Genomic DNA, 16,773 nt, shown 5'->3' on the forward strand with positions numbered 1-16,773 from the left:
ACCGGAAACTCTGCCTGAGAGCTTCCGGTCAGTTCATTCCGGATGGAAGGGACGTTACACCCGGAACGAATTCGGCTTTTATACTCAGTAAGCCGGGTTTATCTCGATGCTGAAACCGCTTTCGCGACGATCGCGATAACGATCACCGCCCATCCGGCGGGTTTCCAGAATATCTCCATCGCGCGAAACGACGACAAGGACCGGATCGCCACGACGTGCAGCGCGTACGAAATAGCGCCCACGCTCGAAGTTCACGTCACGGACCCGAAAACCACGGCGTTCAAGCATGCGCGCGACGTCGCGGGGACCAAACCGTTCGCGACGATCATCGCGATAGTAGCGGCGGCTCTCGCCATCATAGTAGCGGCGTTCCTGAACGAAATAGCCATCGGCGCCACCGCTGTCGTCAAGATATTCGGCGGCTGCGTCAGCGCGGTAATAGCGGCTGTCGGCCATTGCCGAAGCAGCAAACCCGGTAACGAGAAGTGCTGCAGCGGTAAGTGCGAGGACGGTTTTCTTCATTATCGTATCCTTTGTAGTATCGGTTCGTTTCCAACCTTGGTGCATTTATAGTCACATCCACGTGAACGTATTCCGAAGATGATGTTCATTTTGCGTTCATCCACAGCCACACTTTGTAACCTCTTGAAATCCGCCGCCGGGCTAACCAGATAATTTCCGTGACCGCCATATCGGGGTCGCTGGTTCGACGGAACTTGCCACAAAGGGAGTTCTACCGAGAGCCAAAACACGCAAACATTGTCGCTCTAAAGGAGGGCTTAAACATGCGTCACGTTGATTTTTCCCCACTCTACCGTTCAACCGTCGGTTTTGACCGGCTTTTCACCATTCTCGACAGTCTGGCCCAGCCAGAAGGTGCCCAGACCTATCCGCCCTATAATATCGAGCGGACTGGCGATAACACCTATCTCATCACCATCGCTGTTGCCGGGTTCTCGGAGGACGAGATCCAGATCGAGGCACATCGCAACCAGCTCAAGGTGACCGGCGAGAAGGCTGTAGAGAAGTCCGATGAAAAGGCCGAAACGCTTTACCGCGGTATCGCCTCGCGCGCTTTCGAGCGCCGCTTCCATCTTGCCGATTTCGTCGAAGTTAGTGGTGCGAGCCTGAAAAACGGCCTTTTGCACATTGAACTCAAGCGCGAAATTCCGGAGGAGATGAAGCCGCGCAAGATCGCCGTCACTTCCTTGTCCGACAAGGAAGCCAAGCAGATCGAGGCTAAAGCCACGCATTAAGCGGTTACTGTAACGTGTGAGAAGAAGCGGCGCAGCAATGCGCCGCTTTTTTCATGCAATCAGGTCGCCAAAGCGATCTATTTCTTCTGTTGAGGTGGCGAAACTGGTCACCAATCGGACGAGCGTTTCATTTTCGCCGATCAGATGTTTTTCGGAGTGGGGCGGGTTTTGGTCGTAGAAGAGTGCACCGTTATCGCGCAACCTCGCTGCAGTCGCCTTTTCCATGACCGCGAAAATCTCGTTGCCGCGGGGCTCCCAGGCTAGTCGAACATTGCCTGATGTAGCAATGTGGTCAGCCATGCGCCGGGCCATGCTGTTGGAATGCCTTGCCAGATCCAACCAGAGGTTGTCTTCGAAATAGGCTTCGAACTGGGCGGCGATGAAGCGTGACTTTGAAAAGAGTTGCGCGGCCCGCTGGCGAATGTAGGGAAAAGCCTCAGCGCGTGCCGGATCCATGAAAATGAGTGCTTCGGCGCACCAGCAGCCATTCTTCGTTCCACCAAACGACAGCATGTCGACGCCCTGCCGCCAGGTCATGTCCGCAGGGGAACAGCCGAGCGAAACCAGCGCGTTGGCAAAACGGGCGCCATCCATATGCATTGGCAGACCGTTTTCGCGGCAAACCGCGGATATCCCAGCGATTTCATTTGATTCGTAAAGCGTGCCGCTCTCGGTGAGTTGCGTGATGGAAACCGCCATTGGCTGACCGGCGCGGACATTGTTATACCCGGTGATCGCCTTTTTGAGATTGTCAACATCGATGCGTCCGAGCGGCCCGTCGACCGGGTGCAGCCGGGCACCGCCGGTCAGATATTCAGGCGCTCCGCCTTCGTCCGCGATCGTGTGTGCTTCGCGATGAGCGAACGTCACACCACCCGGCTTCGCAATAGCTGCCTGCGCCAGTGAATTTGCGGCGGTGCCGGTGGCAACGAAAAAAACCGCAACCTCTCGCTCGAATATCTCGTTGAACGTCTGTGCGACCGCTTTGTCGAGAGCACTTGTGCCATAGGCGGCGGCAAAGCCATCCGTATGTTTGCTCAAACTCTCGGCAATCTTCGGGTGGGCTCCGGCCCAATTATCGGAAGCAAAATGCATAGTCGACCTTACGATTTTCCACTGACGCGGACACGCATACGCCTTTCATCTGCTGGTGAAAAGGGAGCAGCGGGTGCTATCCATGTGGAAGTGGCTATTTCCCCTTTCACTTTTAGGGGAAATCGCATGTTTTGAAACTAATGGCATACTTTTGAAGCATTTTGCGCAATGATATTTCGTTGGACGCAGATATTTTTTGCTTTTCCATCTTGTTTGTTTGGAATAATTCTGGCATACAATAATAAGACAGCATTGCTGTCCTATATGTGCGAACTAAGAACGAGGATGGTGAGCAGGTGCTTCCGTCCTTATAATGGTGACCGCAATCCGCACCGGAAGATATGCCGCATGAAGCGGGACTGGAATTATGGTATTCCGTCTCCTGCGGATAATCCCAAAAACCGAAACGGTTTTTGAAAAGGATTATCCACAAAATTAAAATGCTGCTGCGTCCTTTACGCGTCTAAGAGACGCGTGGCGCAGCAGGAGATATTACCGCCCGCCGAGGGCGCCAAACGGAGGAATTGACGATGTCGGATTTGACGCCATCTGTAACGACTGAACTCGCTCAGGCCGTACAGAATCGTGCGGTCAAAACCAATAAATCGTCAGGCTTTCCTGTCCGGCAAGGCCTATATGATCCGCGCAACGAACATGATGCCTGCGGCGTCGGCTTCATCGCGCATATGAAGGGCGTGAAGTCGCACAAGGTCATCGAGGACGGGCTGTTCATGCTCGAGAACCTCACACATCGCGGTGCTGTGGGCGCGGATCCTCTGATGGGCGATGGTGCCGGGCTGCTCGTACAGATTCCTGATGCGTTCTTCCGTGCCGACTGGGCCGAAAAAGGCGTCGAGCTTCCTCCTGTCAACCACTATGCCGTCGGTTACCTGTTCATGCCGCAGGACCCTGAAGAGCGCGCGCATATCGAGGCGGTGATCACCGAAGTTATCGCGTCCGAAGGACAATTGCTTATCGGCTTCCGCGATGTTCCCGTCGACAACTCGTCCTTATCCAAAGCACCCCACATTGCCGCGACAGAGCCGTTCCACCGGCAGGTCTTCATCGGCCGCAACCCCAACATCGAAACCAACGAGGATTTCGAGGGTCGCCTCTATGTTCTGCGCAAGGTGATTTCGAACCGCATCTATCAGGAGAATGGCGGCAGGGAGAGCGATTTCTACGTCGTTTCCATGTCGGCGCGCACGATCGTCTATAAGGGCATGTTCCTCGCTTATCAGGTCGGCGCCTATTACAAGGACCTGAAGGATCCGCGTTTCGAGAGCGCGGTGGCGCTGGTGCATCAGCGGTTTTCCACGAACACGTTTCCGTCATGGAAGCTCGCGCACCCTTATCGCATGGTGGCGCATAACGGCGAAATCAACACGCTGCGCGGCAACGTCAACTGGATGGCAGCGCGGCAGGCTTCAGTCGACAGCGAGTACTTTGGCAACGATATTTCCAAGCTCTGGCCCATCTCCTATGAAGGCCAGTCGGATACGGCATGCTTCGATAACGCATTGGAGTTCCTGTTCCAGGGCGGGTACTCGCTTGCTCATTCAATGATGATGCTGATTCCGGAAGCATGGTCCGGCAACAAGCTTATGGCCGATGACCGCAAGGCGTTCTACGAGTATCACGCGGCACTCATGGAGCCATGGGATGGTCCTGCAGCGGTTGCCTTCACTGATGGCCGCCAGATCGGCGCAACCCTCGACCGCAACGGACTGCGCCCGGCTCGCTATCTCGTTACCGATGATGATTTTGTGATCATGGCATCGGAAGCCGGGGTTCTGCCCGTACCGGAAGAAAAGATCGTCAAGAAGTGGCGGCTGCAGCCAGGCCGCATGCTGCTGATCGACATGGAAAAGGGCGAGATCGTTTCAGATGATACGATCAAGTCGGAGATCGCCAACCGCCATCCTTACAAGCAGTGGCTGAAGAACACGCAGCTCATTCTGGAAGAACTGAGCCCGGTGGAACCACGCGCGCTGCGCAAGGATGTCAGTCTTCTCGATCGTCAACAGGCTTTCGGCTACACTCAGGAAGACACGCGCATCCTGATGGCGCCCATGGCGACTACGGGCCAGGAAGCCATTGGTTCGATGGGTACGGACACACCGATCTCGGCGATGTCTGACAAGTCGAAGATGCTTTACACCTACTTCAAGCAGAACTTTGCACAGGTCACCAACCCGCCGATAGATCCTATCCGTGAAGAGCTGGTGATGAGCCTTGTGTCCTTCATCGGACCGCGTCCAAACATCTTCGATCTGGTGGGCACATCGCGCCGCAAGCGGCTTGAGGTGCGCCAGCCGATCCTGACCAATGGTGACCTGGAAAAGATTCGTTCGATCGGTCACACGGAAGATCGTTTCGACACAAAGACACTGGATACCGCTTATAACGTGGAAGAGGGCGCGGCCGGCATGGCCGGTGCGGTCGAGCGGCTTTGCGACCGCGCCGAGGCAGCGGTGCATGGCGGTTATAACATCATCATCCTTTCGGATCGTCAGGTGGGACCGGATCGCATCCCGATCCCTGCGCTACTCGCGGTGGCGGCGGTTCATCATCACCTGATCCGCAAAGGCTTGCGCACATCGGTAGGCCTTGTGGTCGAATCCGGTGAGCCGCGCGAAGTGCATCATTTTTGCTGCCTTGCCGGCTATGGTGCGGAAGCGATCAATCCCTATCTGGCATTCGACACGTTGCTCGACATGCACAAGCGCGGCGAGTTCCCGCCGGAAGTCGACTCGCGCGAAATCGTCTCGCGCTACATCAAGTCGATTGGCAAAGGCATTTTGAAGGTTATGTCCAAGATGGGCATTTCCACATACCAGTCCTATTGCGGTGCGCAGATCTTCGATGCGGTGGGCCTTAAATCGGAATTTGTTGACCGGTACTTCTTCGGGACCGCAACCATGATCGAAGGTGTGGGCCTGGAAGAGGTCGCGGAGGAAACTGTTCGCCGGCACCGCGACGCGTTTGGCAATGATCCTGTGCTGATGACCACGCTTGAGGTCGGCGGCGAATATGCCTATCGCATCCGAGGCGAGGCGCATCTGTGGTCGCCCGACGCAGTTGCAAAGCTGCAGCACGCCGTGCGGACTGAGTCGCCGGCGACGTTCAAGGAATATTCCGACATGGTGAACAGCCAGTCGGCGCAGGCACAGACGATCCGCGGCCTGTTCAAGATCAAAATGGCGTCGGATAGCGGCCGCAAGCCCATCCCGATCGATCAGGTTGAGCCTGCCAAAGACATCGTCAAGCGGTTCTCGACAGGGGCCATGTCCTTCGGTTCAATCAGCCGCGAGGCGCATACGACGCTGGCCATTGCCATGAACCGGATCGGCGGCAAGTCGAACACCGGCGAGGGCGGCGAGGAGCCGGATCGCTTCTATCCGCTCCCCGATGGCAAGCCAAATCCCGAGCGCTCGGCGATCAAGCAGGTAGCATCCGGCCGTTTTGGTGTGACGACGGAATATCTCGTCAATTCCGACATGATGCAGATCAAGGTCGCGCAGGGTGCCAAGCCCGGCGAGGGCGGTCAGCTGCCTGGTCACAAGGTCGATGCGACTGTCGCCAAGACCCGGCATTCCACCCCTGGTGTCGGTCTGATTTCGCCGCCGCCTCACCATGACATCTATTCCATCGAGGATCTGGCGCAGCTCATCTACGATCTGAAAAATGTCAATCCGGAAGCGGATGTCTCGGTCAAGCTCGTCTCGGAAGTCGGCGTCGGAACTGTCGCGGCCGGTGTTGCCAAGGCGCGTGCCGATCACATCACGATTTCCGGTTACGACGGCGGAACGGGCGCTTCGCCGCTAACATCGCTCAAGCATGCGGGCAGCCCATGGGAAATGGGGCTGGCCGAAACACAGCAAACGCTGGTGCTCAATGGTCTTCGCTCGCGGATCGCCCTTCAGGTGGACGGTGGTTTGCGGACTGGCCGCGACGTCATCATCGGTGCGCTGCTTGGCGCCGACGAGTTCGGCTTCTCCACGGCTCCTTTGATTGCGACGGGTTGTATCCTTATGCGCAAGTGCCATCTCAACACCTGTCCGGTCGGCGTGGCGACGCAGGATCCGGTTTTGCGCAAGCGTTTCAAGGGCACGCCGGAACATGTCATCAATTTCTTCTTCTATATGGCGGAAGAGGTGCGGCAGTTCCTTGCAGAGATGGGCTACACCAAGCTTGAAGAGATTGTCGGCAAGGCCGAACTTCTCGAAAAGCGCGAGATGATCGACCACTGGAAGGCCAAGGGTCTTGATTTCACACGCATTTTCCACAAGCCGGAGGCGCCCGAGGAGAAGACACGCTGGACCGAACGGCAGAACCACCCGATCGTCGATATTCTCGACCGCAAGCTGATCGAGCAGGCGAAGACCGCGCTCGAAACCAAGATTCCGGTCAAGATCGAGATGGGTATCAAGAACGTCGATCGTTCCGCCGGCGCGATGCTGTCGGGTGAAGTCGCCAAGCGTTATCGCCATAAGGGTCTGAAAGAAGATACGATCTCCGTCAAGTTCACCGGCACTGCTGGGCAATCCTTCGGGGCGTTCCTCGCGCGCGGCATTTCGTTCGAACTGATCGGCGACGGCAACGACTATGTCGGCAAGGGCCTTTGCGGCGGCCGCATCGTCATCCGTCCGCCGGAGAACACGAAAATCGTGCCGGAAGACTCGATCATTGTCGGCAATACCGTGCTTTACGGCGCTATCGAGGGCGAGGCCTATTTCCGCGGCGTGGCCGGCGAGCGTTTTGCTGTCCGCAACTCCGGCGCTATCGCAGTCGTCGAAGGTACAGGCGATCATGGCTGCGAGTACATGACCGGCGGCGTCGTGGTGGTTATCGGCCAGACTGGGCGCAACTTTGCGGCAGGCATGTCGGGCGGTGTCGCCTATGTGCTTGATGAAGCAGGCGATTTCGCCCAGCGCTGCAATATGGCGATGGTCGAACTGGAGCCGGTTCCAGAGGAGGACGACATCCTCGAGAAGCTGCATCATCACGGCGGTGATCTTATGCACAAGGGGCGCGTCGACGTTTCGGGCAATATGACCCGTCACGATGAAGAGCGTCTGGTGCAGCTGATCTCGAACCACATGCATTATACGGGTTCGGGCCGCGCCAAGGAAATTCTCGACAATTGGGAAACCTTCCGGCCGAAATTCGTGAAAGTCATGCCGGTCGAATATCGCCGCGCGCTCGAAGACATGGAGCGCATGCGGATGGGTGTCGCAGCCGAATAATATCAATGCTTTACGCTTGGAGCGTTGCCGCGGCGACGCTCAGCATGGGAACAGTTTTATGGGTAAGGTTACAGGTTTTCTCGAGATCGACCGGCAGGTCGGCAAGTATCAGCCCGCGTCGGATCGTATACGGCACTTCAGGGAATTCACCATTCCCATGTCGGACGGCGAGGTCAAAAAGCAGGCTGCACGCTGCATGGATTGCGGAATTCCGTTTTGCCATGGCCCGACGGGCTGCCCGATCCACAACCAGATTCCTGACTGGAATGATCTCGTTTACAACGACAATTGGGATGAGGCGATCAGAAACCTGCATTCCACCAACAATTTCCCGGAATTTACCGGAAGAATCTGTCCGGCGCCGTGTGAGGAGGCCTGCACGCTCAACCTTGAAGATGTGCCGGTCTCGATCAAGACGATAGAACAGGCGATCGCCGACAAGGCCTATGAAAAGGGCTTTATCATTCCGCAGCCGGCTGTTTCGAAGACCGGAAGGACCGTCGCGGTTATCGGTTCGGGGCCGGCTGGGTTAGCGGCGGCGCAGCAGCTTGGGCGGGCAGGACACGAGGTTCATGTCTATGAACGCGAGAGCCGGCCGGGCGGTTTGCTTCGCTACGGGATCCCTGATTTCAAGATGGAGAAGCACTTCATCGATCGCCGTGTCACCCAGATGGAGGGCGAAGGCGTTACGTTCTTCTGCGGGGTCAATGTCGGAATAGACAAGCCAATTCAAGAGCTTATAGACACCTATGACGCGGTGCTCTATTGCGGCGGAGCGGAAACACCGCGTCCTGCGGGTATCCCTGGCGGCGAGTTCGAAGGCGTTCATGACGCCATGCATTATCTCGTCCAGCAGAACCGCCGCATTGGCCGCGAGAACATTGAATCTGTCGCCTGGCCGAGCGACCCGATCGTTGCCTCCGGAAAGCACGTGGTGGTTGTCGGCGGTGGCGATACGGCATCCGACTGCGTCGGCACAGCGTTCCGTCAGGGTGCGGTGAAGGTCACGCAGCTCGACATTCGTCCACAGCCTCCGGAGAAGGAAGACAAGCTCAGCGTCTGGCCGTATTGGGCGACAAAGATGCGCACATCTTCCTCTCAGGCCGAAGGCGCCGACCGCGAATTCCAGGTGGCAACGCTTGAATTCATCGGCGAAAATGGCACGTTAACCCACGTCAAGTGCTGCGAAGTCGACGAAGCGCGCAAGCCGATCGCCGGCACAGACTTTTTCATCAAGGCCGACCTGGCGTTCATCGCCATCGGTTTTTCCGGTCCGTTCGAGGATGGGATCGTCAAGGAGCTGGCAGGTTCGCTCGACATGCGAGCCGATCGCCGTGGTAACCGTTCGGTTGCAGCGGATGACAAGAATTACCGCACCAGCGTCGACAAGCTCTACACGGCTGGCGACGTGCGTCGCGGGCAATCACTGGTGGTCTGGGCGATCCGCGAGGGCCGTCAGGCGGCGCAATCCATTGATGCGGCATTGATGGGCGCTTCGGTGCTGCCGCGATAAGAGTTTTCAACCCGGAACAACGAAAATTCACGTTCCGGTTGAAATTCTTGCGCCAGATTCGATGATTCTTGCATCAGTTTCGACGATTCATGCGTAGGAATCGCACCGTTCCACGCAAGAACTCTGCAGGAAACGATGGGCACTGTCGAACTCGTCGCACGAGGCTCTAATCAACGTACGGCACCGGTGGTCGGAGTTGCATCCGGTTGCTTCGGCCAGGAAAAATCATTGACCCGACCCGGCTGACTTTCCGGTGCTACTCCATCAATGACCAGCCGGTCTCGCGCGGATTTTTCCGGCACTGGCGCACGCGGCGCGGCGCCGAGAAGTTCGGTGCCGCCATCGAGTTCGGGATCGTTAAGGCTGATCGGGGCAAGCCGGTCGACCTTCACAGGAGCCTGCGGCGTCCCTGGAAGCGCCTGCACCGGTGCACCCGGTTTGATTGCAGCGATGTTGGGTGAGGTTGCATTGCCCAGCATCTGCCGCAAGGGCTTCTCCACGTAGAAAGCGAGCTTGCGTTTGCCGGCGGGCGTCAGGCCGATACCGTCATTATTGCGCAGCCGCGCCGTCTGGCCGGACATGTCAAAACCCGACAGGGTGAAACTGCCGCTCTGGTCAACGAATCCGTCCCAGACATCGACAAATGTGCCATCGGCCTTCTCGGCCGCATTGCGATAGATTTCGTTGAAGGCCAGCACATCATTGGTCATGCTCTTGGTCTTGTAGGAGGGTTGGCCGACCCACACGACCGGACGGCCTGTCTTCTTGACGGCTTCGAGAAAGGCGTTGATCCTCGCCTGATATTCCTTGTCCCACTCATCGCTCAACAGGGTCTGGCCGTCGGCAAATTGCTGGCGATCATTTGCACCCGCCATCATGATAACGACCGAGGGCTTCTCCGCTTCGATCATTGCGCCGATCGTCGCCGGCCAATCGCGATGATCATCGCGGACAAAGCCAGAGGAACCATCGCTTTTATCAACGACGCGAACGCCGGGCGAATCGATGAATGCTTCATCGAGACCCTCCGCAAGGCCCTTTGCCATGAAGTCGCCGACAATGAGGACTGTCTTGGCGTCCGGCAATTTCTCCGGGATACCGGCTTCTTTCACTGTGGTGCTCGGCCGGGCAGAGGCTTGCGGGGCCGCGGAACGCGGGCGTGCGCGCTTGATCGGGCGGTTCCGGGCGGGCGGGCGAACCCTCCTGCCGTTGCCATCTTCAATGAGCCGGTCCGTATTTTCGCGATATATCTGGCGCGGTCCGAACAGCATGTCGAGGATTGTGCGGGCAGAGGCGGTTTCGGTGAAGACGAGGGTGGCCGCAAGGGCGAGAACCAATGAAAGCAACAGGGGTGCGCGGCGGATCGGCCTAAAACGCTCCCCTCTGTCCTGCCGGACACCGAATTGATTGCAATCCATAAGTCTATCCTGCGGCCTTCGAGATTTGCACCGACCACGCCGGAGCTTATCTCCCTCCTTGTGGGGGAGAAAGGATTTTCTTGGATTTAGCCTCTTTGCTAAATCCTTAGAAAATCCAAGAGAGGGGATAATGTTCTGAGTTAAAAATCCCCTCTCTTGCGATTTCTAGCACTTAGCAAGGGCTAAGATGCTGAAATCGCTTTCTCTCCCACAAGGGGAGAGATAATCTGCACGCGCTGTTGCTACTTCTTCCTTATCACCGTCAGCACTTCCATGCTCGGGTGGCCGTCGGGATCCAGGCCCATCTGCTTCTGGAACGCCTGGATCGCATTGCGCGAGCCGTCACCGATCTTGCCGTCGACCTTTCCGTCATAATAGCCGAGTTCGCGCAGATGGTTTTGCAATTCTTCGCGCTCCTTCATGGTAATGGGCGTGAAGGGACGATTCCATTCTTGACGCAACCCCGAAGAGCCACCGATCTGATCGGCCAGAAGGCCGACACCAAGCGCATATTTATCTGCGTTGTTGTAGTTCTTCAGAACGTAGAAATTGCGTGTCATCAGGAACGCAGGGCCTCCGCGCCCATCCGGCACCTTCAACGTTGCCTTTTCGCCACCACGCGGAAAGGCCTTGCCGTTGGCGCGAACGACACCAATGCTTTGCCATTCCGCAATGGTGCGTGAACCGGCCGGGAATTTGCGGCCAGCCGGCAGAACAACTTCATAACCCCACGTCTGACCTGGCTGCCAGCCATTCTTGTGCAAGAGATTGGCGGCGGTGGCCAAGGCGTCAGGCACAGAGTTCCAGATGTCGCGCTTGCCATTACCATCCATATCGACGGCATAAGCCAGATAGCTTGTCGGAATGAACTGGGTGTGCCCGAGCGCGCCCGCCCATGAACCGGTCAGATGGCTGCGATCGATATCGCCTTTCTGCAGGATCTTCATCGCGGCGATCAACTGCGTACGGGCATATTTGGCCCGGCGCGGATCGGCATAGGCAAGGGTGGCGAGCGAGCGGACGGCGTCCCGCATCACATCGTCGCGCTTCATGATCTCGCCGAAATTGGTTTCCATCGACCAGATCGCAAGAAGGATATTGCGATCGACGCCAAACGACTTTTCGATAGCGCCGAGCCAGCGGCTGTATTTGCGCGACATCTCGCGACCGGTCGCGATGGATTGTTCGTTGACGCGATTGTCGAGATAGCCCCACACAGGCTCGGTGAATTCCGGTTGGGACTGGGCTTTCTGCAGGACTTCCGGATCGATTTCGGTGACGCCGGCAAAGGCACGGTTAAACGTGGACGCCGAAACGCCGCTGTTCAGTGCAGTGCCGCGGAAATCCGCGATCCAGCTCTGGAACTTTGCATCGGCAGCCGCATTATTGATCGCACCTGCAAAAGCGATGCCTGCTGCGGCGGCAACGATCAGCGCGTTTTTCGAAAACGTTGCTAAACCTCCAATCATGTCTTTCCTCATTTCCGTCATTTTGGGTCAAAGGATAAATTACGCACGTCAAAGTTAGGAATTGGTTTACCATGCATGGGCAAACGCACCGCCATTGCCTACATTAACACCGGCAACGATTATTTATTTTACAGACCTGTGCATTTTGGGTCTTTGGGACAAAAAAGTCTATCGAGGAAATTCCCGCAATATCAATCGTAATCAGTAACGAGGTAATGATGTCCGAAGCCAAGAAGATACGTAAGGCCGTCTTTCCAGTTGCGGGCTTTGGCACCCGTGTTCTTCCAGCAACAAAATCCATTCCGAAAGAAATGCTGACGGTCGTCGACAAGCCGGTCATTCAGTATGTGGTGGACGAAGCACGTGAGGCCGGTATCGAGCATTTCATTTTCGTAACCGGCCGCAACAAGGCGGTCATCGAAGATTATTTCGATGTTCAGTACGAGCTCTATCAAACCCTGTCGGAACGCGGCAAGACCGCTCTGCTGGATGAGTTGCAGGGAATCCAGCCTGGTCCCGGAACGACGAGTTTTACCCGCCAGCAGGTGCCGATGGGTCTCGGCCACGCGGTCTGGTGCGCGCGTGACATTGTCGGTGACGAACCTTTCGCGCTGCTTTTGCCGGACATGATCATGCAGCCGGAAAAAAATGGCTGTCTCGCGGATATGGTGGAGCTCTATAATCAATCGGGCGGCAATATCGTCGCGGTGCAGGAATGCGATCCGGCAGAGACGCACAAATATGGCATCGTTGGTCAGGGCAAACCTGTCGGCAACGGCTTTGAGCTGACTCAGATGGTGGAAAAGCCCGCCAAAGGCACAGCTCCCTCCAATCTCTATATCAATGGCCGCTATATCCTGCAGCCGGAGATTTTCAGCATCCTCGAAAATCAGGAACGCGGCGCCGGCAATGAAATCCAGCTGACCGACGCCATGCTGAAGCTGACCAAAGAGCAGGATTTCTTCGGCTATCATTTCAAAGGCCGCACTTATGATACCGGCTCCAAGGAAGGCTTTGTCGAGGCCAACGTCGCATTTGCACTGTGGCGGGAGGATATCCGCAATGGTGTCATCGACAATATCGGCAATATGCTGAAGACGATCCAGCCAAAGAAGGGCTGATCGAGGCCCGAGGGGAGGGATATCAAATATCGCTCCCCTGACGGCTTGCTGAGGCGCCTACCCGCGTCTATTCTGCACAGCGCATCGTATTGCAAGGGCTTGGGGGAGCATGGCAATGAATGGGGCAGATGCGCTTTGCGACACACTTCTGGCCAATGATGTAAGGGTGTGTTTCGCCAATCCTGGCACGTCGGAAATGCATTTCGTCGCTGCGCTCGATCGCAAGCCCGAGATGCGTTGTGTACTTGGCCTGTTCGAGGGTGTGGTCACGGGGGCGGCCGATGGCTACGCCCGAATGACTGGCCGTCCTGCCGCAACATTGCTCCACACCGGACCAGGTCTGGCGAACGGACTTGCCAATCTCCACAACGCCCGCCGCGCCCGTGTACCGATGATAAATGTCGTGGGCGATCATGCCTCCTATCATCTTCCATTCGATGCACCGCTCACCACGGACATCGACGGCCTGGCGGCGCCAATGTCAAACTGGGTTTATCGCATCAGTGGTCCAGCCGATGTTGGTCCTGCGACCGAGGCAGCCTACCGCGCCTCGCTCGTGCCACCAGGCATTGCAACGTTGATCCTGCCCGCCGATGCCGCGTGGGGTGACGCTGAAGCTGTGCCACGGAACAAGGTCGTGCTTCCGGCCCTGTCTGGCGTTCCGACTGACAGGGTGCGGGGAATTGCGGATGCCATCCGAAGTGCACCCGGCCGAGTCGGGATTCTGGTCGGCGGTACCGCTGCACAGCCCGACGCCCTCGAGATTGCCGGGCAGATCGCTGCGGCGAGAAATGTTCGCCTTTTCGGGGAGGTTGGCATCGCGCGAATGGCGCGCGGCGCCGGCCGTGTCGCTCCGACCCGTATCCCTTATCCGATCGATGCAGCAATCGAAACTCTGAGCGATATTGAGGTGCTGATCCTTGTTGGAGCCGTGGAACCGGTGGCCTTTTTCGCCTATCCCGGCAAGCCCAGCCGCCTTGTACACAACGATTGCCAAGTTCTTGCTCTGGCGAAGCACGGTGAGGATTTAGAAGGCGCGCTGGAAGCTCTTCGTGATGAACTGGGCGTGAAACGGACGCAGTCACCGCTGCGGTCAAGCGCGATGCCGGACGAGTCCGTTCCAAACGGACAACTGACCGACGATGCAATCGCTGTGATGGTGGCGCGAAAGCTGCCCGAGAATGCGATCGTTTGTGATGAAGCAATCACGTCTGCACGGCGTTTGTTTGCGCTGTCTGAATTTGCGGCGCCGCATGATTTCCTCATGACGACAGGCGGGGCGATTGGCAACGGTATTCCCATGGCGACTGGCGCCGCAATAGCGTGTCCGGACAGGAAGGTCTTCAACCTGCAGGCGGATGGAAGCGCCATGTACACCTTGCAGGGACTTTGGACACAGGCCCGTGAAAATCTTGACGTCGTCACGATCATTTTTTCCAATCGCACATATGCCGTCCTGCATATGGAAATGCAGAAGGTGGGAGTTGCAAAAATTGAGGAGAATGCGCGGCGGATGCTTGATCTCGATCAACCGTCGCTGGATTGGGTATCGATCGCAAAAGGGATGGGGGTAGAGGCCGCTCGCGTCGATACCTGCGAACAGTTTGACGACCTTCTGGATGGCGTCTTGAAGCGCCGCGGCCCGTTTCTCATCGAAGCCGTTATCTAGAGCAGATTTTGTCTATTCAGTGGTCCCAATAAACTCTTGGACAGTTTCCCCTGTGCGTGGTTCGACAAGCTCACCATGAGGGAGGTGGGTTGATTGTTGGGAGCCAAGAGACGCAACGTTGGCGACTATCGTCGCAATCCTCAACCTCCCTCATGGTGAGCTTGTCGAACCGCGCACAGCGCCTTCCTAAACTTAATTTCAAGAGCGGATCGATCCTACCGCTGCAGCGTCACACCCATGAAAATGCTGGTTTCATCGGTCTGGCGCGATTCAACTTCGCTGCGGGTGAATTCATGCCGGGCGCTGATATCAAAGCCGAAGAAACGATTGAACCAGTAGGTCGCGCCGATTTCAGCGCCAAAGCCCTTGTCCCAGCCCGATCCGTCCTTGTTGTCGCGCAGCGATGCAATCAGCGTTGCCTTGAGATCGAGATTGGCGCGCGCCTGCCGCTTGATGCCGACCGTGCCCTCGTAGAAAATCGAGCCGCTGTCGCCGGGTGCCGTGGCTCCTTCGACGCGGGTGAGCAGACCTATATCCACATCGGTTCCACGCTGCGGTGACCATTTGAGGGCGCCGTCGATGCTGAGCCCATCCACCGGCGAAAGCCGGTCGTCGTCTATGCCTTGGCGCAGGTAGCCAAGCGCGAACTCCCCCGCCAGCTTTTCGGCAAAATCGACCTCGACACCGCCGCGCAGGCCCGTGCGAACGCCGGAACGCTGGAAGCCATTCGAATCTTCCTTCTCGTCATACATCAACTTGCCGATTTCAACCTCGGCGAAAGGCTTGATGGCCGGAGACATTTCGAAGCCACCCCGCAGTGCAATGCTGGCAAAGGTGTTGTTGCGGTCCTTCTGGCTGACGACGGAGCCATCGGAGAATTCCGCATTGCCATAGACGGTGCGATCGACATTGCCCTTCACATCCGCGAAGAATTTGCCGAATTCCTTGCGCACACCGAGACTGCCATCGAGCTCCTGGACGGCGGGCCGGTTCGACGTTCCGATAATGGTTGTCGGTGCGCTCGGGTCTTCCTGCCGGTACCGATAGCCCATCTCGCCCTCTACGGTGGTGCGTTCGCCAAGGTCGAGCTGCATCCCGCCGCGCAGGCCGACATTCGGGGCGGAATACTCCTCGCCTGAAATCGTCCTGTCATAGGTGCCATCGAAATCGAGCCAGGCCGAGTGGCGCGCCCAATCCGTGGTGGCGCGGGCGCGCAGGCGCGTCTCCGACAAGAGTGCGGCGCTGCCGTCCGAGCTGCCATCGGCATTGGTGGTGGCGCGCAGTCCGGTGCTGATGGAGGGGCGGAGCGTCACGATACCCGCCCTGATACCGAGCGGCGCGAAGGGCTCCGGATCTGGCCGGATGATGCGGCGTTCGAGCGCTGGTTCCGGAAGATTGTCGCGATCGGTGCGACTTGCGGGCGGGTTGGCTTCCCTGTTTTGCTCGATCGGGCCGTTATCGAATGTGTCGGCGCGTTCTTCGTCCAGCAGCGATCGCTCACCGGGACGCAAGCGGAGCGGGCGCGCGGCGGGTACAGGTGCGGTCTCGGCGCCGGGCAGGGCGGCAGAGTCCGGGTTCAGGCCGCCGCTATTGTCGGTGGGACCGGCGGGCGGCGAACCATCATCCAGCGGAACGCCCAGCAGGCCGAGATTGCCATTGTCATCATCAGGCGGCAGCGCACCCGGACTGACGGGCTCGTAGCGTCGTGACGGTATGCCGCTATCCGTTGGCGAAGGAGGGGCATTTGGTGGATTGGTCGTTGGCGAGCCGTTGGAATCATTGTTATTTTGCGCCTGAACCTGCACAGAATTGTCCTGCAGGGTGCCGCGTAGCGGCGTTGCTTGCTGGGCATGAGCCAGGGGGAGAAAAGCAAACACGCTGCTGCTGAGCAACGCTGCCATCAGGCAGACATTGATTGCAGTCCTGAAGTCGCCGCCTGATGGCGGTGCTTCCAAGCGTGGTTGAGAAATGTGCGTCAATAGG

Annotated in this window: 9 protein-coding genes and 1 pseudogene; 5 read left to right on the forward strand and 5 right to left on the reverse strand. The window is 57.6% G+C overall.

Annotated elements, in window-relative coordinates; all coding sequences use genetic code 11:
- Positions 1–84: 84 nt before the first annotated feature.
- Entirely contained in the window at positions 85–522 is a 438-nt protein-coding gene (locus LB462_RS25255) for an antifreeze protein (RefSeq protein ID WP_112531696.1), read from the reverse strand.
- A 263-nt stretch (positions 523–785) separates the two neighbouring features.
- Here LB462_RS25255 and LB462_RS25260 point away from each other — a divergent pair, with 263 nt between their 5' ends.
- Entirely contained in the window at positions 786–1,256 is a 471-nt protein-coding gene (locus LB462_RS25260; protein WP_112531695.1) for an Hsp20 family protein, read from the forward strand.
- Positions 1,257–1,307: 51 nt separating this feature from the next.
- Here the strand turns inward: LB462_RS25260 and LB462_RS25265 are convergent, their stop codons facing one another.
- Entirely contained in the window at positions 1,308–2,351 is a 1,044-nt protein-coding gene (locus LB462_RS25265) for a threonine aldolase family protein (RefSeq protein WP_224513729.1), read from the reverse strand.
- Between the two features lie 530 nt (positions 2,352–2,881).
- Here LB462_RS25265 and gltB point away from each other — a divergent pair.
- Together gltB and LB462_RS25275 are read left to right on the forward strand one after the other, a co-directional pair.
- Entirely contained in the window at positions 2,882–7,600 is a 4,719-nt protein-coding gene (gene gltB / locus LB462_RS25270) for a glutamate synthase large subunit (RefSeq protein ID WP_224513731.1), read from the forward strand.
- Positions 7,601–7,658: 58 nt separating this feature from the next.
- A complete protein-coding gene (locus tag LB462_RS25275; protein WP_224513733.1) occupies positions 7,659–9,113 on the forward strand; it encodes a glutamate synthase subunit beta in 1,455 nt (484 codons plus the stop codon).
- Positions 9,114–9,283: 170 nt separating this feature from the next.
- On the opposite strand, the gene LB462_RS25280 is transcribed toward LB462_RS25275, so the two are convergent.
- Positions 9,284–10,531, reverse strand: coding sequence for an SGNH/GDSL hydrolase family protein (locus tag LB462_RS25280; protein ID WP_224513742.1), 1,248 nt, complete (start codon positions 10,529–10,531; stop codon positions 9,284–9,286).
- Positions 10,532–10,773: 242 nt separating this feature from the next.
- Positions 10,774–11,913: pseudogene (locus LB462_RS25285) on the reverse strand (lytic murein transglycosylase); the annotation flags it as partial.
- 305 nt (positions 11,914–12,218) lie between these two features.
- Between LB462_RS25285 and galU the strand changes: the two are divergent.
- Positions 12,219–13,121: a UTP--glucose-1-phosphate uridylyltransferase GalU gene (gene galU, locus LB462_RS25290; RefSeq protein WP_112531715.1), complete on the forward strand. Its 903-nt coding sequence runs from the start codon at positions 12,219–12,221 to the stop codon at positions 13,119–13,121.
- Between the two features lie 115 nt (positions 13,122–13,236).
- Positions 13,237–14,790 carry an acetolactate synthase large subunit gene (locus LB462_RS25295; RefSeq protein WP_224513753.1) on the forward strand — a complete coding sequence of 518 codons (1,554 nt, stop codon included), beginning with the start codon at positions 13,237–13,239 and terminating at the stop codon, positions 14,788–14,790.
- 215 nt (positions 14,791–15,005) lie between these two features.
- On the opposite strand, the gene LB462_RS25300 is transcribed toward LB462_RS25295, so the two are convergent.
- A complete protein-coding gene (locus tag LB462_RS25300) occupies positions 15,006–16,769 on the reverse strand; it encodes an outer membrane beta-barrel protein (RefSeq protein WP_224513755.1) in 1,764 nt (587 codons plus the stop codon).
- Positions 16,770–16,773: the final 4 nt, after the last annotated feature.

The sequence above is a fragment of the Phyllobacterium chamaecytisi genome (genome assembly GCF_020164455.1).
GTDB classification, from domain to species: Bacteria; Pseudomonadota; Alphaproteobacteria; order Rhizobiales; family Rhizobiaceae; genus Phyllobacterium; species Phyllobacterium chamaecytisi.